The 22439-nt window shown below is 36.4% G+C and carries 26 protein-coding genes; 19 read left to right on the top strand and 7 right to left on the bottom strand.

The genetic code is table 11. The features are described 5' to 3' along the window. Positions 1–73: 73 nt before the first annotated feature. The 4 genes from chrA to BM121_RS02085 form a co-directional block, all read right to left on the bottom strand. Positions 74–1270: a chromate efflux transporter gene (gene chrA, locus BM121_RS02100; protein ID WP_091480473.1), complete on the bottom strand. Its 1197-nt coding sequence runs from the start codon at positions 1268–1270 to the stop codon at positions 74–76. A 229-nt stretch (positions 1271–1499) separates the two neighbouring features. Then, positions 1500–2507 (bottom strand): TIGR00341 family protein, encoded by a 1008-nt coding sequence (locus BM121_RS02095; RefSeq protein ID WP_091480470.1) that lies wholly within the window; start codon positions 2505–2507, stop codon positions 1500–1502. Positions 2508–2545: 38 nt separating this feature from the next. Next, positions 2546–3961, bottom strand: coding sequence for an ATP-binding protein (locus tag BM121_RS02090; protein WP_091480468.1), 1416 nt, complete (start codon positions 3959–3961; stop codon positions 2546–2548). Further along, on the bottom strand, positions 3951–4646 hold the full coding sequence (locus BM121_RS02085) for a response regulator transcription factor (protein WP_091480466.1): 696 nt from the start codon (positions 4644–4646) through the stop codon (positions 3951–3953). Before BM121_RS02085 ends, BM121_RS02090 begins: the two co-directional genes overlap by 11 nt. Before the next feature lie 222 nt (positions 4647–4868). Between BM121_RS02085 and qoxA the strand changes: the two genes are divergently transcribed. From qoxA to qoxD, 4 genes are read left to right on the top strand one after another with little or no spacing between them, the layout of a single operon-like run. Further along, positions 4869–5870 carry a cytochrome aa3 quinol oxidase subunit II gene (qoxA, locus tag BM121_RS02080; protein ID WP_425432198.1) on the top strand — a complete coding sequence of 334 codons (1002 nt, stop codon included), beginning with the start codon at positions 4869–4871 and terminating at the stop codon, positions 5868–5870. Between the two features lie 17 nt (positions 5871–5887). Next, the gene (gene qoxB, locus BM121_RS02075) at positions 5888–7834 is read left to right on the top strand and encodes a cytochrome aa3 quinol oxidase subunit I (protein ID WP_091480464.1); all 1947 of its coding nucleotides are present in this window, start codon (positions 5888–5890) and stop codon (positions 7832–7834) included. Further along, the gene (gene qoxC / locus BM121_RS02070; RefSeq protein WP_091480462.1) at positions 7831–8430 is read left to right on the top strand and encodes a cytochrome aa3 quinol oxidase subunit III; all 600 of its coding nucleotides are present in this window, start codon (positions 7831–7833) and stop codon (positions 8428–8430) included. The genes qoxB and qoxC overlap by 4 nt, the downstream gene beginning before the upstream one ends. Further along, positions 8431–8736, top strand: a complete 306-nt coding sequence (gene qoxD, locus BM121_RS02065; RefSeq protein ID WP_091480460.1) for a cytochrome aa3 quinol oxidase subunit IV — start codon at positions 8431–8433, stop codon at positions 8734–8736. 88 nt (positions 8737–8824) lie between these two features. On the opposite strand, the gene BM121_RS02060 is transcribed toward qoxD, so the two are convergent. After that, entirely contained in the window at positions 8825–9100 is a 276-nt protein-coding gene (locus BM121_RS02060; RefSeq protein WP_091480457.1) for an HAD family hydrolase, read from the bottom strand. An 814-nt stretch (positions 9101–9914) separates the two neighbouring features. Between BM121_RS02060 and BM121_RS02055 the strand changes: the two genes are divergently transcribed. From BM121_RS02055 to BM121_RS02040, 3 genes are all read left to right on the top strand, one after another. Further along, entirely contained in the window at positions 9915–10757 is an 843-nt protein-coding gene (locus BM121_RS02055) for a DegV family protein (RefSeq protein ID WP_091480455.1), read from the top strand. Positions 10758–11415: 658 nt separating this feature from the next. Beyond that, on the top strand, positions 11416–12552 hold the full coding sequence (locus BM121_RS02045; RefSeq protein ID WP_091480449.1) for a trans-sulfuration enzyme family protein: 1137 nt from the start codon (positions 11416–11418) through the stop codon (positions 12550–12552). A gap of 9 nt (positions 12553–12561) precedes the next feature. Beyond that, the gene (locus tag BM121_RS02040) at positions 12562–13314 is read left to right on the top strand and encodes a (S)-benzoin forming benzil reductase (protein WP_091480447.1); all 753 of its coding nucleotides are present in this window, start codon (positions 12562–12564) and stop codon (positions 13312–13314) included. A gap of 201 nt (positions 13315–13515) precedes the next feature. On the opposite strand, the gene BM121_RS21920 is transcribed toward BM121_RS02040, so the two are convergent. Next, positions 13516–13659, bottom strand: coding sequence for a hypothetical protein (locus BM121_RS21920; protein ID WP_175495285.1), 144 nt, complete (start codon positions 13657–13659; stop codon positions 13516–13518). Positions 13660–13856: 197 nt separating this feature from the next. On the opposite strand from BM121_RS21920, the gene BM121_RS02035 reads away from it, so the two are divergent. The 11 genes from BM121_RS02035 to BM121_RS01985 all read left to right on the top strand — a co-directional run bounded on the left by BM121_RS02035 (position 13857) and on the right by BM121_RS01985 (position 20746). After that, a complete protein-coding gene (locus BM121_RS02035) occupies positions 13857–14135 on the top strand; it encodes a hypothetical protein (RefSeq protein WP_091480443.1) in 279 nt (92 codons plus the stop codon). Between the two features lie 321 nt (positions 14136–14456). Next, positions 14457–14831 (top strand): YhfM domain-containing protein, encoded by a 375-nt coding sequence (locus BM121_RS02030; RefSeq protein ID WP_091480440.1) that lies wholly within the window; start codon positions 14457–14459, stop codon positions 14829–14831. A gap of 191 nt (positions 14832–15022) precedes the next feature. Further along, a complete protein-coding gene (locus tag BM121_RS02025) occupies positions 15023–15238 on the top strand; it encodes a tubby C-terminal domain-like protein (RefSeq protein ID WP_091480437.1) in 216 nt (71 codons plus the stop codon). Then, positions 15235–15537, top strand: a complete 303-nt coding sequence (locus BM121_RS02020) for a tubby C-terminal domain-like protein (RefSeq protein WP_091480435.1) — start codon at positions 15235–15237, stop codon at positions 15535–15537. Before BM121_RS02025 ends, BM121_RS02020 begins: the two co-directional genes overlap by 4 nt. 296 nt (positions 15538–15833) lie before the next feature. After that, positions 15834–16379, top strand: a complete 546-nt coding sequence (locus BM121_RS02015; protein ID WP_091480433.1) for a sigma-70 family RNA polymerase sigma factor — start codon at positions 15834–15836, stop codon at positions 16377–16379. Then, positions 16348–17706 (top strand): DUF4179 domain-containing protein, encoded by a 1359-nt coding sequence (locus BM121_RS02010; RefSeq protein WP_091480431.1) that lies wholly within the window; start codon positions 16348–16350, stop codon positions 17704–17706. The genes BM121_RS02015 and BM121_RS02010 overlap by 32 nt, the downstream gene beginning before the upstream one ends. 230 nt (positions 17707–17936) lie before the next feature. Beyond that, entirely contained in the window at positions 17937–18041 is a 105-nt protein-coding gene (locus BM121_RS02005) for a YjcZ family sporulation protein (RefSeq protein ID WP_091480429.1), read from the top strand. Between the two features lie 358 nt (positions 18042–18399). Further along, on the top strand, positions 18400–19161 hold the full coding sequence (gene map, locus BM121_RS02000) for a type I methionyl aminopeptidase (RefSeq protein ID WP_091480427.1): 762 nt from the start codon (positions 18400–18402) through the stop codon (positions 19159–19161). A gap of 21 nt (positions 19162–19182) precedes the next feature. After that, positions 19183–19896 (top strand): AzlC family ABC transporter permease, encoded by a 714-nt coding sequence (locus BM121_RS01995; protein ID WP_091480426.1) that lies wholly within the window; start codon positions 19183–19185, stop codon positions 19894–19896. Beyond that, entirely contained in the window at positions 19893–20186 is a 294-nt protein-coding gene (locus BM121_RS01990) for an AzlD domain-containing protein (RefSeq protein WP_175495284.1), read from the top strand. The genes BM121_RS01995 and BM121_RS01990 overlap by 4 nt, the downstream gene beginning before the upstream one ends. Positions 20187–20203: 17 nt before the next feature. Further along, the gene (locus BM121_RS01985) at positions 20204–20746 is read left to right on the top strand and encodes a GNAT family N-acetyltransferase (RefSeq protein WP_091480424.1); all 543 of its coding nucleotides are present in this window, start codon (positions 20204–20206) and stop codon (positions 20744–20746) included. 183 nt (positions 20747–20929) lie between these two features. On the opposite strand, the gene BM121_RS01980 is transcribed toward BM121_RS01985, so the two are convergent. After that, positions 20930–21805 carry a cation diffusion facilitator family transporter gene (locus BM121_RS01980; RefSeq protein ID WP_091480423.1) on the bottom strand — a complete coding sequence of 292 codons (876 nt, stop codon included), beginning with the start codon at positions 21803–21805 and terminating at the stop codon, positions 20930–20932. Positions 21806–22023: 218 nt separating this feature from the next. On the opposite strand from BM121_RS01980, the gene BM121_RS01975 reads away from it, so the two are divergent. Then, positions 22024–22269, top strand: a complete 246-nt coding sequence (locus BM121_RS01975) for an IDEAL domain-containing protein (RefSeq protein ID WP_091480421.1) — start codon at positions 22024–22026, stop codon at positions 22267–22269. The last annotated feature ends 170 nt before the right edge of the window (positions 22270–22439 follow it).

Genomic DNA, 22439 nt, shown 5'->3' with positions numbered 1-22439 from the left:
CCAGAAAGTAATCGATACTGTCCAGATATGGAGAAAAACTGTCCAGAAAAATAGTGACCGGATTTCCCGATCACTAAAAAGGTAAGTATGGTAATAAGATGCCACCAATCAATCCAATTATAACAACAACCCAGGATGGCAACTTCCAAAATGCTAATAAACAAAAAAGAATTGCAGCTAAGATAAAATCCTTCGTTTCTATAATCGTACTTGTCCAAATTGGTTGATAAAAAGCAGCGATTAACAAACCAACAACGGCTGCATTGACACTAAGTAAGGCACCACGTACAGAGGAAATGTGGCGTAACGCATGCCAAAAAGGTAAACTACCAATAATAAGTAAAAAGGCCGGTAGAAAGATAGCAACTGTAGCGAGTAAACCACCAGGAATACCGCCGATTACAGTTCCAAGGTATGCTGCAAAAGTAAAGAGCGGACCAGGTACTGCTTGTGCAGCCCCATAACCAGCTAAAAATTCTTGTTCCGTTACCCAACCAGTTGGTACAAATTCTTGCTCTAATAATGGTAAAACAACATGTCCACCGCCAAATACAAGAGCACCAGAACGGTAAAAGCTGTCAAACATCGCAAGCCATTGCCAGTTTGTGATCTGACTTGCAATTGGAAGCACGCCTAATAAGATAAAAAATAAAGTAATACTAATAATGGCTGTTTTCTTGGATAAAGATAAACGTAGCCGTGCAGGTTGGTCTTGTCTTTCTTGTTTCTGGAAAAAGAAAATACCGATTGCCGCTGCGACCAAGATGATTATCACTTGTGTAATCGTTGTTTGCCATGCAAGCATGACAGCTAAAGCGATTATAGCTATCGCTTTTCGTGGTAAATCAGGAGTTAATTTAGCACCCATTCCCATAATTGCATGGGCGACAACGGCCACAGCAACAATTTTTAAACCATGGATAAAGCTTGCATCATAAAAGGAAAACTGGTGAAGCGCTAATGCAAATAAGATAAGGATGATAACCGATGGTAAGGTGAAGCCAAGAAATGCTAGAATACCACCTAATACACCGCCACGAATGATTCCGACACCAATGCCGACTTGACTGCTCGCAGGGCCAGGTAGGAATTGGCACAATGCTACTAAATCTGCATAAGCTTTTTCATCGAGCCATTTTTTTCGGCGTACGTATTCCTCATGAAAATAGCCGAGGTGTGCGACAGGGCCACCGAATGAGGTGAATCCTAATCGAGTTGCAATCCACAAAATGACCAGTAAATCACGAAAAGTGTTTTTTTCTGTAGTCATAAAAACCTCCCTGTTCAAAATTTCTTTGTAAGTATAGCAATCCCGTCACACATCGACAAGTAAAGTTTTTGTTAAAAGTGCAAACGTTTAAAATCTCTATTTTACCCCGGGGCGGAACATACCGGGCATATGGCAGAACTCAACAAACTGAGAAAGAGGTGAATTTAAATTGCATTGCGTCCCAGTTAGTATCTGATAAGTTAAACGAAGTGAGTTTTGACCACTTTTTTTAAAATTGAATAATAATAATCATCACAGCTAAAATAATAATGACGCTACTGACAAATAAGAGAGAATAGGTTTTTGACGTTTGGGCAACTTGAATTTCGCTCCATTTAACCGGTTCTATGCCACTTGTCCAAAAAACAAGTATTGCTGAGAAAAGAATGGCGCTTATATTTACCATTAAGAGAATCAACGGAGTTAGTGCCTGCTGAAATTCAAAAGCTCCTAGCATCATTCCTAGTACGACTGCAGGTGGTAATAATGCGACTGACACCATCACCCCAACAAGTGCTTCGGATACCCGTTTAGCAAATGACATCGCACCTGCTGTACCAGCCGCAAGTGCTACGACAATATCCATCAATCCAATGTTTGTCCTTGCTAAAAATTCATCACTATTAATCGGCAAATTAAAGATTAATCCAAAAATAATCGCTATTACTATAGGTATCACTAAACCATATAAACATGTTAAAACAGACCTTTTCATCAAATTATAATCACCTAGCGTTGCAGCAAAAGCAAGTGCAGTAAAAGGACCGATTAAGGGTGCAATTACCATGGCTCCAATAACAATAGCAGCACTATCTTTGACAATGCCAGCTGTTGCAACTACAGAAGATAATAGCAACATCCAAATATAATTCACATTTGAAGTACTGGATGATTGTACAACATTATATAATTCATGTCGGCTGGCACGAGTAATTTCTTTTTGTTTTTCTTCAGGATCTTCTTCTTCTTGATCTTCTTCCTCTTCAACTTCTATTCTTGGTATATATGTCGAAATATTATAGAGTAGAGCTCGTATATCTTCCTGGCCACGGTCATTTACTTCGAGAAAATCTAAGATCTCTTCTGCATATTTTTTTTCGATTAATATTTTGACTAATTGCTCTTCTTCCGATATTTGCGTATACCATTTTTCTATCACATGGTATTCTTCGACTTCTCTTAGAAATCGTTCAAATCGATGGACAGGGATATAGACTTCGATTAGTTGCAGTTCCATGATGGTCGTCCTTTCCATTAATGTTCGTATTTATCACTTTATTTTGATGTCGTATGCTGGGAATTCTCCTCTTTCGGAAAGCGTAATGTGATCGTTGTTCCTTTATTTAATTCACTATCGACATCGATGTCTCCTTCATGCATTTCAACTAAATTTTTTACAATTGCTAAGCCTAATCCAGTTCCTCCATTTGCGCGGGATCTAGATTTATCAACTCGATAGAAACGCTCGAAAAGGTATGGTATAGCTTCTGTTTTAATACCAATACCTGTATCTTTTACCCGAATGATTATTTGATTACGTTCTTCTTTTACTTGCAAGGTAATACTGCCTTTTTCTGTGTATCGAACGGCATTTTCGACTAGATTTGTTAATACTTGATCAAGTCTGTTTTTGTCTGCGAATAAAAAGACGGTATTGTCCGGTACATCTAAATTCATTTTTAGTCCTTTTTCCGAAGCTCTGAACTGTGATCGTCTTATCATTTCCTCCGTTAAGTTATTTATATTGATATCTTCTTTATTTAAATCGATCTTTCCTTCTTCAATTTTGGATATGTCTGTGAGATCATCCATTAAGTTACTGATATGATCCGCTTCATTCTCGATAATTTCGAGGAATTCCTCACGTTCTTCTTTACTTTGATACATCTCGTGACGTACGGCGTTGGCATACCCTTTTACATAAGTTAACGGGGTTTTTAGTTCATGTGTGATATTCGAGAAAAATTCATTCCGGTTTGTCTGATAACGCTCCAATGTTTCGGATAGATGGTTAATTGCATGTGCCAGAGAACCAATTTCGTCATTCGCTTTATAATCAACACGTAAAGAGAAGTTCTTTTTTTCCGCTATTTGTTTAGCGACTTTCTCCATAGCGATTAATGGTGCACCTAATTTTTTTGAAATGAAAAAGGTGAATCCGATTGCTAATGCAACTGCTCCTAAACTTGCAAAAATCACAAGAAAAATAATATTATGAATCGAATTGCTGATAAGTCCGAATGAAGAGAATAAAACAACACTACCTTGTATACGATCCTGATTCGTGATCGGCTGTGCTACTTTTAAATAAGTTGTACTGTTAAATGTGTACTCTTCCACAATCGTTTCCCCGTGTTCTAATTGCCTGATTTGTGGATTAGCGAGCACTTCATCGGTGATATCTTCATGCCAATTTGATTGTAAAACGGTTTCGCCATTTTGATCCAGAATGACCGCACTTGTATCTGTCATATTTGCTAGGTGTTCCAACAGTTGTAGATTTTCTGGATCATCTATATTGTTTACTTGTGTTGCATATTTTTCTGACAGCTGTACAAGCTGCTGCTCCGTCTGGTTCATGGAGTAGTTTAAAATGAGTTGTAAAATAATATACCCAAGTGGAATTAAAATAATGAGTTGTAAAAATAAGATGGTGGCTCCAAGCTTAAAAACAACACTATTAAGTTTCATGGTTATCCTCCCAATCAAATTTGTATCCAACACCCCAAACGGTTACTATTGGCTGATGGGATACGCTAGCTTTCTTCAATTTATCACGCACGTATCGAACATGTGAATCTACTGTTCTGATATCGACAATATCATCCAATCCCCATATTAAATCTAATAGCTGTTCTCTGGTGTATACCCGGTTTGGATGGGATGCCATCAAATAGAGTAAATCAAATTCTTTGGGACTGTATTTGACTTCTTTTCCATGAACCGTAACGGTATGGGATAGAGGATCAATTTTTAATTCATTGAACTGTATGTTTTTTGTCTGTTCTCTCTCCTTGTGAAAATGCCTGAGTTGTACTTGAATCCGTGCTAATAATTCTTTCGGCTCAAAAGGTTTAACTACATAATCGTCTGCTCCAATTGTTAGTCCTTCTACTTTTTGAGAGGTTTCGTTTAAGGCGGTAAGTAAGATGATTGGAACATCCGGTTTGATCGTTTTCATTTGCTTACACGCTTCTATACCGTCTAAATCAGGCATCATTATATCTAACAATACAAGGTCAATCTCGTTTTGTTTTAATAAATGGATTGCTTCGTTGCCATTTTTAGCTTCTATTAAATTAAAATCATTTCTTAAATATAAGGTTAACATCGTTCTCATTTGTTGTTCATCATCGACAATTAATATCGTCTTCATTGTTATCCCTCTCAAACTTCAATTTTGTCTCTACTCAAATAGTATAGAAAAATACGTTATTAGTAAAATGGATGGCGTTATTTTGAACAAATTATGACATTTATGACTTCATCATACTTTCATCACATTTACCTGTCACAATGTAACACAGATGTAATTTTACTTAGTAAACAAAAGGGTATGTAAAGTAATAGAAATGTTTTTAACGAAAGGAGAAACACCATGAAAGCAATGAAGAAGCTCATATATGCTCTCACTTTATTGTTCATTCCTGTTTTACTTGCAGGCTGTGAATCAAAACTGCTCGTATTTGATCCTAAAGGGCCTGTCGCAAGAAGTTTAACAGATTTAATTGTATATTCGATTATTTTAATGTTAGTCGTCGTAGTCATTATTTTTGTGTTATTCACCTACATTGTTTGGAAATATCGAGCGCGAAAAGATGACGGTGATTTCGAACCAAAAGAGGAAAAAGGAAATCATCTTCTGGAAATAACTTGGTTTACGATTCCGATTATTATCGTTATTGCCTTGATGATTCCCACGATGAAAACCATTTATGAGGTCGAGGATATTCCTAAAGGTTATAAAGATGAAGAACCGCTTGTTATCAATGTAACATCAGCGGATTGGAAATGGATTTTCAGTTATCCGGAACAAGATATTGAAACAGTGAATTATATTAATATTCCGGCAGATCATCCCGTTCAATTCAAATTAACATCTGCAGGAACGATGCAATCATTTTGGGTACCTCAATTAGGTGGGCAAAAATATACAATGGCCAATATGCAAACCAATCTATACTTAGTAGCAGACAAACCAGGTTCATTTTATGGTAGAAACACAAACTTTAATGGTCAAGGATATGCTCACATGGAGTTTGAAGTGCAAGCACAAACAGAAGAAGATTTTAATAAATGGGTACATGAAGTGCATAACACAGCGATAGATTTATCTGAAGAAAAATACAGTGAAATCCTCAAGCCAGGTGTTTTGGGACGTATGACATTTAACGGAACACATTTAGAGTGGATTGATCATGCTCATGGTGGTTCAGAAAAATATATTGATTCAGAACTATATCGAATTGACCACGGAGATGACGAGGAAGATCAAGAAGAAGATCATGAAGAAGATCATGAAGATGTCCAGGAAGAAAACGAAAATCAAGATACAGAAGAAACAAGTGACTCTGCTACGACAGATCACTCACATCATTAAAAGAGGTGGTGAACGACATGTCATGGGATGAATTTTTTGTTACAGGTGATCCATTAATCTTGGCATCACAAATTGGAATTGGTCTGACAATGGTTGGTCTGATTGCTTTAATTACGTATTTAAAAAGATGGAAATGGTTGTGGAGTGAATGGTTCACAACGGTTGATCATAAAAAAATAGGGATTATGTATGTTTTAGCTGGGGTGCTCATGTTCTTTAGAGGTGGGGTGGATGGCCTTTTAATGAAGGCACAAACATCTAGACCAGAATTGGATATATTAGATGCACAGCATTATGATGAAATATTTACAACTCATGGTGTTATCATGATTTTGTTTATGGCGATGCCCCTGTTGATTGGTATTATGAACGTCGTTATTCCGTTACAAATTGGAGCACGGGATGTGGCGTTTCCGAAGTTGAATGCTTTCAGCTTTTGGATATTCTTTGCTGGGGCCATGTTATTTAACCTTTCATTTGTTATCGGCGGTTCACCTGACGCAGGATGGACCTCTTACTTTCCTTTAGCAGGCAAAGAATTTACACCAGGTGTCGGGAATAACTATTACGCCCTTTCCTTACAAATAGCTGGTATCGGTACATTAGCGACGGGAATTAACTTTGTCGTAACGATTATTAAAATGCGTGCACCAGGTATGTCTTGGATGAAGTTGCCAATCTTCACGTGGTCAGCATTTATCACAAACATCATTATCGTTGCTGCATTCCCGATCCTAACCGTAGCATTGCTTTTCATGACGTTAGATCGTTTATTTGGCACACACTTTTTCACGGTGGCAGCTGGCGGCGACCCCATGTTATGGCTGAATTTGTTCTGGTTATGGGGACATCCGGAAGTGTATATTGTTGTATTACCAGCGTTCGGTATGTTCTCAGAGGTCATTGCAACCTTCGCACGCAAAAATTTATACGGGTATAAATCAATGGTATATGCCATTGCCGGTATTGCGTTTTTAAGTATGTTAGTTTGGGTACACCACTTCTATACCATGGGAAACAGTGCAGCGGTGAACTCGATCTTCTCACTAACAACGATGATGATTGCAATTCCGACCGGCGTAAAAATCTTTAACTGGTTATTTACGTTACGTAAGGGTCGGATTCAATTTACTACGTCCATGTTATGGTCATTAGCATTTATTCCATGTTTTACAATAGGTGGAGTAACAGGTGTTATGCTTGCGATGGCAGCAGCGGACTATCAATACCATAATACGATGTTCTTAGTGGCACACTTCCACTATGTATTAATACCTGGTGTGGTATTTGCGGTATTTGCTGCTCTTTATTACTGGTGGCCAAAAATGTTTGGTTTCAAACTGAACGAAAAAATCGGTAAATGGCATTTCTGGTTATTTGTGATTGGCTTCAATTTAACATTTATGCCGATGTTCTTTGTTGGACTGGACGGCATGTCACGCCGTATGTACACTTATGCGGAAAGTACCGGATGGGGTGCTTGGCTAGGATTCTCAGCAATCGGATCACTTGTGATGGCAGCAGGATTTGCAGCATTATGCTATAACATTTACTGGAGCTTCCGTTATGCATCTAGAGATGTCGGGAATGATCCGTGGAATGCCCGTACGCTAGAGTGGAGCACAGCTTCTCCAGCACCACATTATAATTTTGCGGTAGTTCCAGAAGTGGAGACCTTAGACGACTTCTGGTATAAGAAGAAAAAAGGTGAAACAGGTTTGAAGAAAGCAGATTTAAAACCTGTTCATATGCCAAGTAATTCATGGACACCGATCGTTTTAGCAGGAGCATTTGGTCTAGTCGGATTTTTCCTAGTCTTTGAATGGATTCCGCTAGCAATTATCGCAGCGGTTGGTATTGTGATTGGTTTAGTTGCCAACACATTTGATTATGACGATGGTTATCACATTCCGGTGGATGAATTAGAAGAGGAAGAAAGAGAGTGGAGAGGTGATTTAGAATGACATCCCATACTACTACACCGTTAGAATATAATACAGAGCAAAGTCAGATGAATATTTTAGGTTTTTGGGTCTTTCTGGGTGCGGAAATAGTACTTTTCTCCACATTGTTTGCTTCTTATTTTGTATTAGAGCATAACACAGCTGATGGACCAGCGGGTCAAGACATCTTTATTCTAAAAGATGTCTTGATCGAGACCTTTATTTTGTTAACAAGTAGTTTTACGAGTGGGTTAGCAATTCATTCCATGCGTAATCATGATAAAAAAGGATTACTTATCTGGATGATCGTGACCTTGTTACTGGGAGCAGGCTTCTTGTACATGGAAATTAATGAGTTTATCCATTATGTTCATGAAGGTGCAACAATTCAAACTAGTGGTTTTACAGCTGCTTTTTTCACATTGCTAGGAACACACGGTGCACACGTAACTTTCGGGATTATCTGGATTAGCTTATTACTTGTACAGGTTTATCGTCGCGGAATTACTGAAAAAACATCCAGTAAATTATTTATATCAAGTCTATATTGGCACTTTTTAGATGTAGTATGGATTTTTATCTTTACATTCGTCTACCTGAAAGGAATGGTGATGTAAATGAGTGCAAAGTCTCATGGTTTTCCATGGAATCTTTTAGTCGGATATATTCTGTCGATTGTACTAACATTACTAGCTGTTTTTATAGCATTCAACACTGATTTCTCCAACAACATTATTATATGGGTTATCGGAATATTAGCGCTATTTCAAGCGATTATTCAACTGTTTATGTTTATGCACGTGACAGAAGGAAAAGAAGGTATCATTAATGTGATAAACATGGTCAACAGTCTTATCCTAGCATTAATCATTATCTTCGGTTCGATTTGGGTATTAACATCAGGACACGCATCCATGCATTAAACAATTTAAAGGGCTGCTGGAACCTTTGCGGTTTTCGTGCAGCCCTTTTTGTTTAAAAATTGAAAGATCCAAAACAATAGAGTTGACCTTACCCACGGACGAATTGGTCGACTTTTGAAATCCATTCATGATCTGGATCAGCGTGAATCGTTTGCCAGCCCAGGTCAATAGCAGGGATCAGGTTTTCTAGTTTATTATCAACAAATAAAATGGGACGATCGGGATCTGTTTGTTTATTGCAAATCTTATAGATAATCGGATCAGGCTTAGCTACACCAACCTCGGCAGATATGGTCATACTAGTTAAAAAAGGTCGAAGTCGATCCATAACTGGTTGGAGCCATTCTGAGCGATGGTTACTCAATATATGTATGTCACTGATAGTACTCCATTTTTCTACATGATGGATGCCTTCCAATTCAACTAAGCTTTTCTGGATAACTGCTTGTAAATATTCTAATTTGATTCCAGGAAAAGTATCATCGAGCCATAGCCAAAAATCACACTCTGAAATATCGCCTTGCCAAAGTTGTTCGCGAATTTCTGTTTTATCACGGTGCTAACCGTCTGTAAGCTCCCCACTTCAAGCTTCAAGTAACACAAGGGAGCTAAGTGGGGGATAACAGACGTTAACACCCTGATAAGTTTCGCTAATGATCAGTGGGGTCAAAACCCCCATTGATCATAGTCTCACTTTATAAATGGCTCGGATTTTATCATAAGGAAGACCTGCCTGATTGACGAGTTCATCCCAAAATAGATCTAAGTCAGTCGCCAGAACTCCACCTACATCTAAAATGAGTTGGGGGTTTTTCCATCATTACATCTATTCCTTTCTTTAAGGGCATTCATAAATATTCTCGTGATATCTTGAAATATGGTACAGCACTTGCTTTCATTATTCAACTGATATCAGGAGCTATGTTTGCCCCAAAGTTTGAAATAACTGATTTTTGGCAAATAATAATAATGGTCTGGGGACTTCCTTTCTTATATTTTGGTAGAGAATTAAATCATTGAATGTACCTGGTTATTATCGTTGGTTACCTATTAGTTGTTAACCTTTATAATAATTTATTACTGCTTTGCGTAATTTGTCGATTTACTTGACATCTTATATCAAGTAAAATAGTTGCTATAACTATTGCACACGGTGTGTGAGAAAAGGGGCGAGTATCTTGAAGAAAATAGCATGGATTACCGACAGCTCATGTGGCTTAGATAAAGAATATGCGGAACAACATGATATTTTTATCCTTCCTTTAAGTGTCATCATTAACGGGAAAACATATAAAGAAGAAGTGGATTTAACAAAAGAAGAGTTTTATCAAATGTTAAAAGAGCACGGTGATGGCGCGAAAACGAGTCAACCTGCCTATGGTGACTTCATTACGTTATATGAGCGTTTAAAAGAGGAGTACGATTGCGGCATTGCCATTCACGCTTCAAGCCAGCTTACAGGGACTTACCAAAGTTCGATTTCCGCATCTGAAATGGTCGATTTTGATGTGGAAGTGATTGATTCAAAAATTGGTGATTTTGCTTTAGGAAAAATGATTCAAAATGGTGTGCAGATGGTTAAGGAAGAATATAGCATGACTGATATTGTAGCAAAACTAAGATCCTATCCGGAGCTTGCACAGATGTATTTAATGCCTCAAAGTTTTGAACAACTAAGAAAAAGCGGTAGAGTAAGTGCGGCACAATCTATTTTTGCATCATTATTAAATATTCATTTAATACTTGGCTTTGACGATGGAAAGGTTGTTGTGAAAGATAAGGTGCGCATTAAAAAGAGAGCAAAACGAAAAATGTTTCAATTATTAGATGATGCAATGGATATATATCATTTAAAGGAAATTTGTATATTACACGCAGGTGTTAAAGATCAAGCTCATAAATGGAAAGATGAAATCGAAAAACTACATGCGGAGCTAAAAGTTAACATTCAAACCCTCGTACCAGTAGCTGGTGTGCACACTGGACATGGTACAATTTGTTTGGCGTGGTTAAGAGACTAAACGGAAATTAAATTTTTTCTCAGAAATATAAAAAATGATACACAAAAACCATAAACTGCGCAGTAACTCTATAAAGAACTTACTTCCTTCCATTCTGCATTTTGATGATTGCTGCAATACGCTACGGCAAGATACTTCGCTTTCCACGGGCACGGCCTTAGCCTCCTCAGAAAACAAAGAACGTTTTCTTGCGGGGTCTTCGGCTCGCGCTGTTCCCGTAGGAGTCTACGTATCTTGCCTCCGCTTTGCGTAGTGTTCTGGTTTTAAAAAGAAGTAATACATGGGAATTAGCTTCCGAGTATTTTCACTTTTAAAAAGATAGAATCATGTTATTAGCGGAGGCAGAATACGGAGACTCCTGTGGGTACAGCACGGGCTGAAGATCCACTTGGTAAAGTGCTTTTCTTTACCAAGTTAGCTGAAGCCGTGCCCATGGAAAGCGCAGTGTTCTGCCGTAGCGTATCCATGTACATATCTTTAATCAGAATGGATGGAAACTTTAATACAGACATTTTCACTGTTGCGCAGTTTGTATCTACTATGAATCAAGTGAGATTAGATAGGTCAAGTTTTTCTTATTGGAAAAACTTGATTTTTACGTTAAAGTAGTATTATTAGAATAGAAGTCAGAATGTTTAGATAGAGAGGGCGAGCAACAATGGGACAAGGATTTGACACGAAATCTGTGCACGTAACAATGAAAAGAAATGAAGGTGTACCGACAAAAGTTACACCAATTCATCAAACATCAGCTTTTACCTTTGACAACTTAGAAGATATTGAGAATTTCTTCAATGGTGAGCGAGAATATCTATATTCAAGAGTTGGGAACCCTAATACAGATGAACTAGGTCAAGCTGTAGCAAATTTAGAAGCGGCACCTGTAGGAATTGCGACTTCTTCGGGACTTTCAGCTATCATGGTTGGGATTCTTTCGGTAGCACAAGCGGGAGACCATATCGTAGCTTCAGAAGATTTATATGGTGGAACCTATGAATTGTTAGCAAACGAACTAACTGCATTTGGGATAGAAGTAAGTTTTGTTTCCTTTGAGAACGATCTGGAAACGGCCATTCGAGAAAATACAGTATTAGTTTATACAGAATCAATTACGAATCCTCTGTTACGAGTAGAGAATCTAAAAAATATAGTCGAAATTGCAAACAAGCATAACATCAGGACAATGGTGGATAATACATTTGCTACTCCCTATTTGGTACAACCTTATAGCTTAGGAGTTAACCTTGTAGTACATAGTGCAACGAAATATTTAGGTGGTCACAGTGACATTACTGCGGGTGTTTTAGCAGGAGAGGAAGAATTGATTGCGAAAGCAAAAACAAAAACTGTCAATTTAGGCTCTAATTTAAGTCCGTTTGAGGCATGGTTAACGGTAAGAGGTATTAAAACATTAAGTGTTCGCATGGAACGTCATGTTAATAATGCAGCCAGATTGGCAGATGCACTAGCAGAACATCCAGCAGTAGATAAAGTCTATTATCCGACAAATGTATCGGAAAAAGGCAATGGAGCGATTGTGACGATTGATATTACCAATAAAGGCGATATTGCCACCTTTTTTGAATCATTGGATTGGATCAAAATTGTGGCGACATTAGCAGGAGTAGAAACAACAGTATCTTATCCTATCGCTACTTCTCATCGAAGCTTACCAGAATCGTCCCAACAAGCATTAGGAATTACAAAAGGTTTAGTAAGAATTTCTGTTGGGATTGAAGATGCAGATGATATTATTTCTACGATGAAACAAGCATTAGATCAATCCAAAAAATGAGGTGATCATTTGAAATATGCAGTTGTTACAGGAACGTCGAAAGGACTAGGTGCATCCATAGCAAAACTGTTAATGGAAGCATCTGTTAACGTGATCGGACTTGCCAGAGGAAAAAATCAGGAACTAGAAAACGCTAATTTACCAGGTAGCTACAAACATTACCAAGTTGATTTAGTCGATATGGAACAAACAGAAAAAACATTTGAAAATATCATTTCTTTTTTGAAGGAGCAACCACTAGAATCTTTGCAATTAGTTCAGAATGCAGCATTAGTTACCCCGATTGAACAAGTAGGGAAACAAGACATAGCAAAGTTAACCGCTCATGTCCACGTAAATTTATTAGCCCCAATGGTGGTGAGCAATTTATGGTTAGATGCTTGGCGCGATTCAAATTTGTCACTAGTGATCGCTAATATAACATCTGGTGCAGCCAATCGATCAGTATATGGCTGGAATGCGTATGGAAGTACAAAAGCTGGTCTTGATCGATATACGGATACAGTAGCAGTGGAACAAGAAAAACTTGAGACTGGTAATAAAATAATTTTATTTGATCCAAGTATTATGGATACCGATATGCAGGGTGAAATCCGCTCAGCAGATCCTAGTCAATTTGTAGATGTCGATCAATTCAAAAATTATAAAACGGAAGATAAACTTCGTGATACAGATGTAGTCGCAAAAGTATTAGTGGAGCGTCTATTAGATGAATCATCCATTCAAAATGGTGAATATTATAGTGTGAAAGATGTATTTTAATAACTAAATGGCATTCAAAGCCTTGTAATTATAATGGGGGGACTTTTATTTTGTCCCCACCCACTATTTTTGCTTTTTTAAATCATTTGCTGTTATGAATTTATCTTTTGATTTCTTAATGATATCAAATTAATTATCATTAAATTTCTTATTCCATGGCGACCTAACTATTTTGTAGGTCGCCATAAATATGGGTTATTACTATTGATTTTGATTTCCAATATTCGTTACATTAGAAAGTAATTCTTGCATCTGATTTCCTTGACCTTGATTGTTCATCATATTATAAGCGGCAATACCTACTCCTACTGATCCTAGTAGAGATAACCATTGAATATTTCTCATAAAAACACCTCCCAAGAAAATTAGCTTTTCAGCCTTTAATATGTTGTGGAAAATGAATTAGAACATGCGTGGCAATCTTTTCTTTCCAATTTTGAAATACAAATCGATTTAAGTACGTACTTAAAAATGAGTAAAATATCAAAAAATGAACAAGATACAAATGTGGCAATCTAAAAAAGCTATATGGAGGTTAAGTTATGAAAAGAATAATCACTCTAATAATATCTGTGGCTATATCAATTGGTGCTCTAACAGCATGTGCTACTGGTGACGACAATAATATGAATGAGCAACCAGAAGATGTAAATTATGAGCCCACTCAATTTAATGATGGGGATAACAATAACAGAGGTCCAGATATTGATACGGATCCACGCGATAGAAAGCAACCAAATGAGGCCGATACCCCGAATAACATGGATGAAGAAGAACCAGATCCAGATGAGGAGCCTTCAGAAGAGAGAAGAGGTCACTAAGTATTCAATTTATGCTTTAATGCCCAATAAGGGAAAGTACTTCAAAAAAGCGCTTCTTCCTTATTGGGGAAACGCATTCTAAGAAAAAAAGAAAAACGGAGTTAATTTCATCCTAGGATTGATATTTGGAAGAAAAGAACTCAAATGTTTTATAGTAAACAGAAACAGAATTCCCTTTATTTTGAAAAAGAAGAGGTAATAGGAGAACAAGACTATCATTAATTTGGTGGTCTTTTCTTTTTGCGGAAGAATTGATGGAATATTATGTTAAAATTAAAACGAAGCAGGATAGTTAAATAGTTATAAAGGGGCGTGTTCCTATTGCGAGTATTTTGGTGTTGTGCAACTTTTGTAATCTTTACCTTTTTTCTAGTTTCTTGTTCTTTACAGAATAAAGTAACAATATTCGAAATGGAAAGTTTTGAAAAAATTAAAGTAGATACAGCGCTTGATATAACTGATGAAGAAGAAATTAAAGTTTTCGACAAGGCAGTTAAAAGTGCGAATAGAGAGCCGGGTGTTGTTGATGTGTCGGACCCAGATTACAAATTCGAATATGGTAAAAAAAGCTATTTTCTTTGGATAAGTGCTGGTTCAGGTTCCGTAATGAAAACTAGCAACACAAATACTATTTATACTTTAGAAAAAGATTCAGCAAAGCAAGTTTTTGATATAACAGATAATTATGGTGAATAACTAAATATGGATCTCAACGAATGATCGCCTTTTTCATGACTTAAAATTTAAATGAAGTGTTGGAATATTATGTTGAATTGATAAAAGAAGACATTGTGCTATAAGCCAGGAATGTTTGAAAAGCTATGGAAACCTATAAAAGCTTAAGGATGTATGGAATAAGAACAGCAATACTTCAGGGGGGCTTTATAATGATGCACTATTATTATCCAATATCATTTGGAACAAAGACTAAGATATTGGGGGTTAAAGCAGGTGCTAATAAAATTGGTGAAATAAAAGGGTATTATGATAAGCTTCTTAAAAGAATTATAGATAACATTGGTAATAGCTCTGGTTTTCTTAAATATCAAATTAAAGATAATGATAACATATTCGCTTATTTTCAAAAAATGGTGGTACATTGAAGAGAAAAGTATATATTACTTATTTTGAGAATAATGGTAGAGGACATGAAATAACAATGGTTGATATTAAGCATTTTGATGGTTTTGGTGAAAAAGGAATTCATTTTAAATATAAAGAAAAAGATTTTTTGCTATCGCAACCCCTTTTTGAACAGGCTAAACTATATATGCAAGACTCATTGATAGCTGTTTGGAAAATACAGATTACTGCACGACGAGTTGAAGTGAAAATATATGATGATGACTTTATAGAAGATAAATATTTAGTTATAGGTCTTTTTCATACTTGGTTCTACTAACAACGATAATATTATTACATTAAAAGTAACTGGTGCAATAGTTAAACATGACGATTCTCAAATGATCGTCTTTTTTATGTCCTAAAATTAAAATGATGCAAGTAGATATTGTGCTAACTGAATGTTTAATAAAAGAAGAGTTTTTATATTATAAAAGTTTATGATATAAAATGCTATAGTAGAGAGCCGTCTTGAGACGCTCTTTTTTGTGTTGACAGCATCTTTGTTTTATTATAAAAAAATTGAAACTTTTTAATAATAAAATCGCTCTAATAAGCAGAAAGGAGGTCAAATTGATGAAAGAACTCAAACTTATTAAAAAGGCGATTAAGGGAAATAAGGAGTGTCTGGAGGAACTTCTTGTTATACATGGCGATCAATTATACCGTACTGCTTACATATATGTCCGGAATCGGGAAGATGCTTTGGATATTGTTCAAGAAACATCTTTTAAAGCTTTTTTATCAATAGGTCAATTGAAAAATGAAAAATTCTTTTTAACTTGGCTAACAAAAATACTTATAAACTGTTCGTATGATTTATTAAAAAAGAGCAAGAAAGAATTACCTTGGAACAATATAACTGAACTTACTGCGGATAAAAAGGAAAACATAGAGGAGTACTTAGACCTATTAGAAGCAATTAATAGGCTAGATGAAAAACACAAAAATGCCATTATTCTTTTTTACTTTCAGGATCTCCCTATAAGTGAAATAGCTAAAGTGTTGAACATACCTGAAAATACAGTGAAAACTTATTTAAGTAGAGGGAAACGTCGACTAAAAAAAATGTTAGGAGGAGTGAACCATAATGGAGAAAAAATCACTTCGAGAATTATATGAGAAGATTGAAGTACCTAAAGATGGTGTTTTAGATGCAATAAAGTCTGGAAAGGAACGTGCTAGTCATAATGCACCTAAAAATAAAAAAATTGCAAGTAAAATTGTATGGTCTACAGTTGCGGCTGCAACTTTATTTATTTCTTCCAGTTTCATTTCTCCTTCTCTATCTCACGTAATGGCGGAAGTACCATTGCTTGGAAATGTGTATACTGCTTTTAATGATGCTGTGGGTCGAAGTTTACAATCTCAAAATTTAATAACAGAATTGAATCAATCCTCTAATTATAAAGGTGTAGATGTATCTATTACAAATGCTTATTATGATGGAGTTGTCGTAGGAGTTACATTTTTTGTTGAAGGAAAAGTAAGTACAGAAGAAGATGGCAGTGTTCAAGGGTTCTATGAAATATTTGGTGGTATGAGTAGCATTGCAGATAGTAAAGAACTAGTATATATGGAGCCATCGGAGAATGGCTATATAGGCCATATACAATTAAACTATCCCAAAACAGAATTACCTTCAGAAACTTCTTTCTCACTTGAATTTAAGAGAATAGGTGGAAAGGAAGGGAGTTGGCAGTTCGACGTTCCGATAAACCAATTGCCATATGAAACAGTAAATGTTGACAAAGGAACTAACGAAAAAGATGCAGAGGTAAATGTTCATTTCAATTCAATTATTGAAGGAAAGGCTTCAACTGCTATTAATTATACAGCCGCTTTTCCAATTGAAGGAAAACATGATCAAGTACAACTAGAGGTTTATGATGATCAAGGTAAAGAAATCAATATCTCCACAGATGGCATCGACCTAGAAACTGCCAAAGAGAACAATAGAATTATTGTTAAAGGCAGAAGTATTATTTCAAAGTCAATAAAGGGAGAGACTAGTTACATAGAGGTGCTTCCTAAAGTGGCATTAAGTGAACCTGATCAATTTGTTAAATTAGATGAGACTCCTGTCGAGATTAATGCTGAAAGGCAAGATTTAGCTGTTGAAATAGATGATATTACTGTTAAGGATAAGAGCATTACTTTTGATTTTCAAATAAATGGTAATAACATGAATCGACGCTTTTCGTTTTTTAGTGATTTTGCCCGCAATGATGTCACTTTGGTTAAAGAATCAGAAAAGGATATTTATGAGAAGCCAATTAAACACTCAGTTGAAGTAATTAACAAAGATAACTTAACTTTTACAAGCACGTTTGACATTAGTGAAATTAGTAATTTTAACCTCAAAGACTATGTAATAAAAGTTAATATGGGATCATTAAGTTCCAATATTCCTGTTGAGTTAACGAAAGTTAAAGTTGATTTAAACTAAATGACATGCATTAAAAAGCCAACCTTGTTTAACCTAGGTTGGCTTTTCTGATTTTAAATCAGCTGCAAAAGTAATTATTTCGATTTGTTTGAAATACTAATGTTCTTCATCTATGCATGATTATGCAAGTGTTTTTTGAATAGGTGAACACCCATTTTAGTGAATAACACTGACCATTTCCATTCCCTTTACATACTTTATAACTGTAAGTATTTTAAGGAGGGATATAGATGGGTGCACAACAATATGGTCAGGGTTCAGGTTTTGCGCTAATCGTCGTGTTGTTTATTCTCTTAATCATCATTGGTGCTTCTTGGGGATTCGGCGGCTATTAATCAAAAAAGAATATAAGCTGTCTCAAAAGATAGCTTGACAAGAAATGAACCCGTTTCATACTGATGAAACGGGTATTACATATTATTTTTGAAATGTTTTCTAAATAAGTGCTTCACAAAATACTGCAGGAATCTCGTTTTTTGCGAGGTTTCTGCAGTTCTTTATACTGCTAATATATCCCATCACTCTTCTATATCATGATTGAAAAATGTTAACTATTCAAAATAAAAATACTACTCTTTTGTTACATGAATAACCACTTTGTACAGAGAGTATTTTCTTACACACCTTTTCAGCAAAATATGATAAACTTTATAGAGATGAAAAAAGGTAAGGGCTTTAGAAAGGAAGATTTAGATGATTACGAGAAAAAGCAAACGTGAAATAGAAATGATGCAGGAAGCTGGTGAATTACTGGCACGTTGTCATACAGAAATTGCGAAACGAATTAAACCTGGGATGACAACCAAAGAAATTGATGCATTTGTTGAATCCTTTTTGGCAGAAAATGGAGCAACACCAGAACAAAAAGGTTACAATGACTATCCATATGCTACTTGTGCTTCTGTAAACGATGAAATCTGTCACGGCTTTCCACGTGATGAAAAGCTCACGAATGGTGATATCGTCACAGTTGATATGGTTGTTAATCTTAATGGCGGACTAGCAGATTCTGCATGGACGTATGTTGTCGGGCAACCCGATGAAAAGACTGAAAAATTATTAGAAGTGACAAAAACTTCTCTTTATAAAGGTATAGAACAAGCAATGCCGGGAAATCGGATCGGTGACATTGGTCATGCTATTCAACAATATGCAGAAGCAGAAGGCTTTTCCGTTGTTCGTGAGTTTACAGGGCATGGTATTGGTCCAACGATTCATGAAGATCCAAAAATTCCTCATTTCGGTTTAGCAGGTAAAGGTCCACGTCTTAAAGAAGGCACGGTCATAACGATCGAGCCAATGATTAATGAAGGCGCGTGGCAAAGTAAAATGGATGATAACAATTGGACTGCACGTACAGTCGACGGAAAGCGATCTGCCCAATTTGAGCATACATTAGTGATTTCTAAAGAAGGACCGATTATCTTAACAGATCAAGACAATATTGAAGACTAAGATAAAGGAGAAACAGTTGCAATGGGCCTAGAGGAGAAACAATGGATAAAAATGCAGATAAGAGATGGGTTCATTGCTGGTTCACCAATTTTTGTAGGCTATTTGCCAATAGCGATTGCTTATGGTGTTTTAGCAAAGCAGGCCGGCATGACATTGCTGGAGCTTACTGGCATGAGTCTGCTTGTCTATGCTGGTGCAGCACAATTTATGGGCGCAGGAATGATCGGAATTGGAGTCAGCGCCTTGGAGATTATTATTGCTACTTTCGTGTTAAATTTCCGTCATTTTGTCATGAGCTTGTCCTTTATTAATCAAGTGAAGCATTATGCAATGAAATGGAAATTTGGTTTATCCTTAGGTTTAACAGATGAAACCTTTTCTGTTTCATCGATTTATAAAAAACAGGGTGATCAGACGTATGGGTACTTTTTCTACGGAACGATTATGCTTTCTTCCTACATTTCATGGGTATTTGGCTCGTTCCTTGGCGGAGTATTAGGTGATATTATTCCTCAAAACTTAAGTCAGAGCATGGGTGTAGCGTTATATGCTATGTTTATTGGATTGTTGATTCCATCCATACGAAAATATAAAAGGATCGCTGTTATCAGTATTGCTGCAATGCTTATTAATTATTTAGTTAGCCCATGGATAGGAGAAGGCTGGGGAATTGTCGTAGGTACCGTCTTTGGAGCATTTATCGGTATTTTCGTATTAGAGGAGGAAAAATTATGATTTGGGTCATTATTATTGGAATGGCGCTTGTCACTGTAATTCCCCGAATAATCCCCGCTTTTATCGTTGATTTAATTCAATTTCCAGATTGGGTGAATAAGTGGTTACAAGCCATTCCGTATGCAGCATTAGGTGCGCTGGTTTTTCCAGGAATTATGACAGTGGTACCAGAAAAACCATACATCGGGGTGATAGCAGGTGTAGTGGCAATTTTGCTGGCCTGGCTCCAAATCCATGTTATTTTAGTTGTATTAAGTGCAATTTTAACAGTGTTTCTTTTAACTATCTAAATGTTAGGGTGTTAACCATGTATCATATTAGAAAAGCACGTATCGAAGACGCACAAGCTATTGCAGAAGTTCATGTACATAGCTGGAAAGCAACTTATCAGAATTTAATTAACGAACTCGATTTATCGAATACAACAGTAGAACATCGGCAAATATATTGGGAAACAATACTTAAGTTGCCACGACAGCAACAGCCGGTGACAGTGATTGAAGAAGCGGGTGAAATTGTCGGGTTTATTTCTGGTGGTAAAGAAAGAACCGATCGGTTTGGTTACGACGGGGAAATTTTTGCGATTTATTTATTACCAACCCATCAAAGCAAGGGTTTAGGTAAGCGCTTACTAAAAGCGTTCGCAGAAGAAATGAAAGAACTAGGCTACCGATCATTATTAATTTGGGTGTTAACAAACAATCCAACTCATCAGTTTTATCTGCATTTTGGAGCAGAGAAAATTGAGCAAGAGCAAACAACGATTGGTCACGGAACTTATCAGGAGACAGCTTACGGTTTTGTAACAATCGACCTACTGTTAGATAAATTACTCGCGAAAGGACTGTAGCCTGGGCTACAGTCCTTTTTGCAAGACTCGAAAAATCATAAACGACAATGTAAACTTCTCGAGGAGTTATTTTTCTTCATCTTCTTTGTAATGTGCCTTCTGACAACCTACTGTGGTAAGCAGCTTCACTTAAGAGGAAATTTCTTCGCTGCAGGGTATGATTTGTTCAGAAAACCATATAAATTATTGTTCCCCTTCAAATGGTTCAATATGGATATGGGCATGAGGTACGTCGTGTTTTTCTTTTAAATTTTCTTCAATACGATCAGTAATTTCATGACTTTCTTCCACTGTCATTAAAGGATCTACGTAAATAGTTGCTTCGATCAAGGATTGATTTCCATGCAACCGTCCTTTGACATCTTTAATGTATAATACATCTGGATGAGTATCAATACTTTCTTTAATTAGATCCAGTTCCTTTGGGTGAAATCCATCTGTTAGTGTATGTGTAGCTTCTCTAAATATATCCCAAGCAGTCTTACAAATAATCAAACCTACAATGGCTCCGGCTAAAGGGTCTAACCAATATAATTGAAATTGAGCTCCTGTAATTCCGACAAATGCTCCGATACTAACCAATGCATCTGATTTATTATCTTGAGCGGCTGCTTGTAGTGCAGTACTATTGATTTTTTTCCCTAAACGTAAATTATAAAGATATACGATAAACATGATAATCGCAGCACCTAACGCTGTCCAAGCTGTCAACATATCTGGTTGCGAAAAATCGCCTTTAATAATAGATTGTCCTGTATCAAATAGCACTTGGATACCAACTGTCATCATAATAAAGGCAGCTATTAGTGAAGCTATCATTTCTGCACGGAAGTGACCGTAATGGTGGTCTTCATCTGGTGGTTTTCTAGATATCTTTAAACCGACTAAAATAGCGATTGATGCAACAACATCAGTGGCGTTATTTAAACCATCGGCTCGTAAAGCGGAGGAATTACCAATGCTTGCAATGGCTAATTTAACAGTAGCAAGTAGAATATATGTAAAGATACTTAGCCATGCACCTTTTTCTCCTTCTTTATATTTGCGATATTGATCCATAAGCGTCCTCCGGTGTTTCTCGTAGTAAGATAAGCTTATCAAATGAAAGTGTTTTACGTCTACTTATAGTGTTTCCTTATAACTAAAAAAATTGTTTAAACACATCATATTACGTTTAAGATATCCAATTTAAAGGAATATGTATAATACCATTAACAAAAAATGTTTTTCAACATAAAATGGTATTTAAATAGAGTATAGAAAGGGAGGCGTGCTTCATGAAAAAACATAAGGTGAGTTATAAACTGAAAGTGTTCAATATGAATCAAAAATCGGTACTTAAGGCCAAAAGAGAAATTCCGTATGAAATTCGATTAGCGTCACAACTTGTATTGGACGATCTTTGTTTTACTTGGAATAAGGCACGCTTGGAAGAGGAAATTAATCAATCTATAGATGACAACAATAAAGAGGCATTTAATGCATTGAGCAAAACATATAACAGTTATATATGGGAGTCATAAGCTTATACCTCGTCCAATATAGTGACGGGGTTTTCTATTTCTCAAAAAACATAAACTGCGAAATAACTCTATAAAGGACTTGCTTCCTTCTCTTCTTTTTTGTAGAGATTGTTTCACCGCTCCGGCAGAATACTGCGCTTTCCGTGGGCACGGCTTCAGCTAACTTGGTA

This window comes from Gracilibacillus orientalis (genome assembly GCF_900114645.1).
GTDB lineage: Bacteria > Bacillota > Bacilli > Bacillales > Amphibacillaceae > Gracilibacillus > Gracilibacillus orientalis.
This window is presented reverse-complemented; position numbering and strand designations above follow the sequence as displayed.

Coding starts and splice junctions, on each gene's coding strand:
- qoxD (WP_091480460.1), top strand. CDS start 8,431: ATGAGTGCAAAGTCTCATGGTTTTCCATGGAATCTTTTAGTCGGATAT.
- BM121_RS01990 (WP_175495284.1), top strand. CDS start 19,893: ATGATTTGGGTCATTATTATTGGAATGGCGCTTGTCACTGTAATTCCC.
- BM121_RS02010 (WP_091480431.1), top strand. CDS start 16,348: ATGGAGAAAAAATCACTTCGAGAATTATATGAGAAGATTGAAGTACCT.
- BM121_RS01980 (WP_091480423.1), bottom strand. CDS start 21,805: ATGGATCAATATCGCAAATATAAAGAAGGAGAAAAAGGTGCATGGCTA.
- BM121_RS02045 (WP_091480449.1), top strand. CDS start 11,416: ATGGGACAAGGATTTGACACGAAATCTGTGCACGTAACAATGAAAAGA.
- chrA (WP_091480473.1), bottom strand. CDS start 1,270: ATGACTACAGAAAAAAACACTTTTCGTGATTTACTGGTCATTTTGTGG.
- BM121_RS02035 (WP_091480443.1), top strand. CDS start 13,857: ATGAAAAGAATAATCACTCTAATAATATCTGTGGCTATATCAATTGGT.
- qoxB (WP_091480464.1), top strand. CDS start 5,888: ATGTCATGGGATGAATTTTTTGTTACAGGTGATCCATTAATCTTGGCA.
- qoxA (WP_425432198.1), top strand. CDS start 4,869: ATGAAAGCAATGAAGAAGCTCATATATGCTCTCACTTTATTGTTCATT.
- BM121_RS01975 (WP_091480421.1), top strand. CDS start 22,024: ATGAAAAAACATAAGGTGAGTTATAAACTGAAAGTGTTCAATATGAAT.
- BM121_RS02015 (WP_091480433.1), top strand. CDS start 15,834: ATGAAAGAACTCAAACTTATTAAAAAGGCGATTAAGGGAAATAAGGAG.
- BM121_RS02090 (WP_091480468.1), bottom strand. CDS start 3,961: ATGAAACTTAATAGTGTTGTTTTTAAGCTTGGAGCCACCATCTTATTT.
- BM121_RS01995 (WP_091480426.1), top strand. CDS start 19,183: ATGGGCCTAGAGGAGAAACAATGGATAAAAATGCAGATAAGAGATGGG.
- BM121_RS02025 (WP_091480437.1), top strand. CDS start 15,023: ATGATGCACTATTATTATCCAATATCATTTGGAACAAAGACTAAGATA.
- map (WP_091480427.1), top strand. CDS start 18,400: ATGATTACGAGAAAAAGCAAACGTGAAATAGAAATGATGCAGGAAGCT.
- BM121_RS02095 (WP_091480470.1), bottom strand. CDS start 2,507: ATGGAACTGCAACTAATCGAAGTCTATATCCCTGTCCATCGATTTGAA.
- BM121_RS02005 (WP_091480429.1), top strand. CDS start 17,937: ATGGGTGCACAACAATATGGTCAGGGTTCAGGTTTTGCGCTAATCGTC.
- BM121_RS01985 (WP_091480424.1), top strand. CDS start 20,204: ATGTATCATATTAGAAAAGCACGTATCGAAGACGCACAAGCTATTGCA.
- BM121_RS02085 (WP_091480466.1), bottom strand. CDS start 4,646: ATGAAGACGATATTAATTGTCGATGATGAACAACAAATGAGAACGATG.
- qoxC (WP_091480462.1), top strand. CDS start 7,831: ATGACATCCCATACTACTACACCGTTAGAATATAATACAGAGCAAAGT.
- BM121_RS21920 (WP_175495285.1), bottom strand. CDS start 13,659: ATGAGAAATATTCAATGGTTATCTCTACTAGGATCAGTAGGAGTAGGT.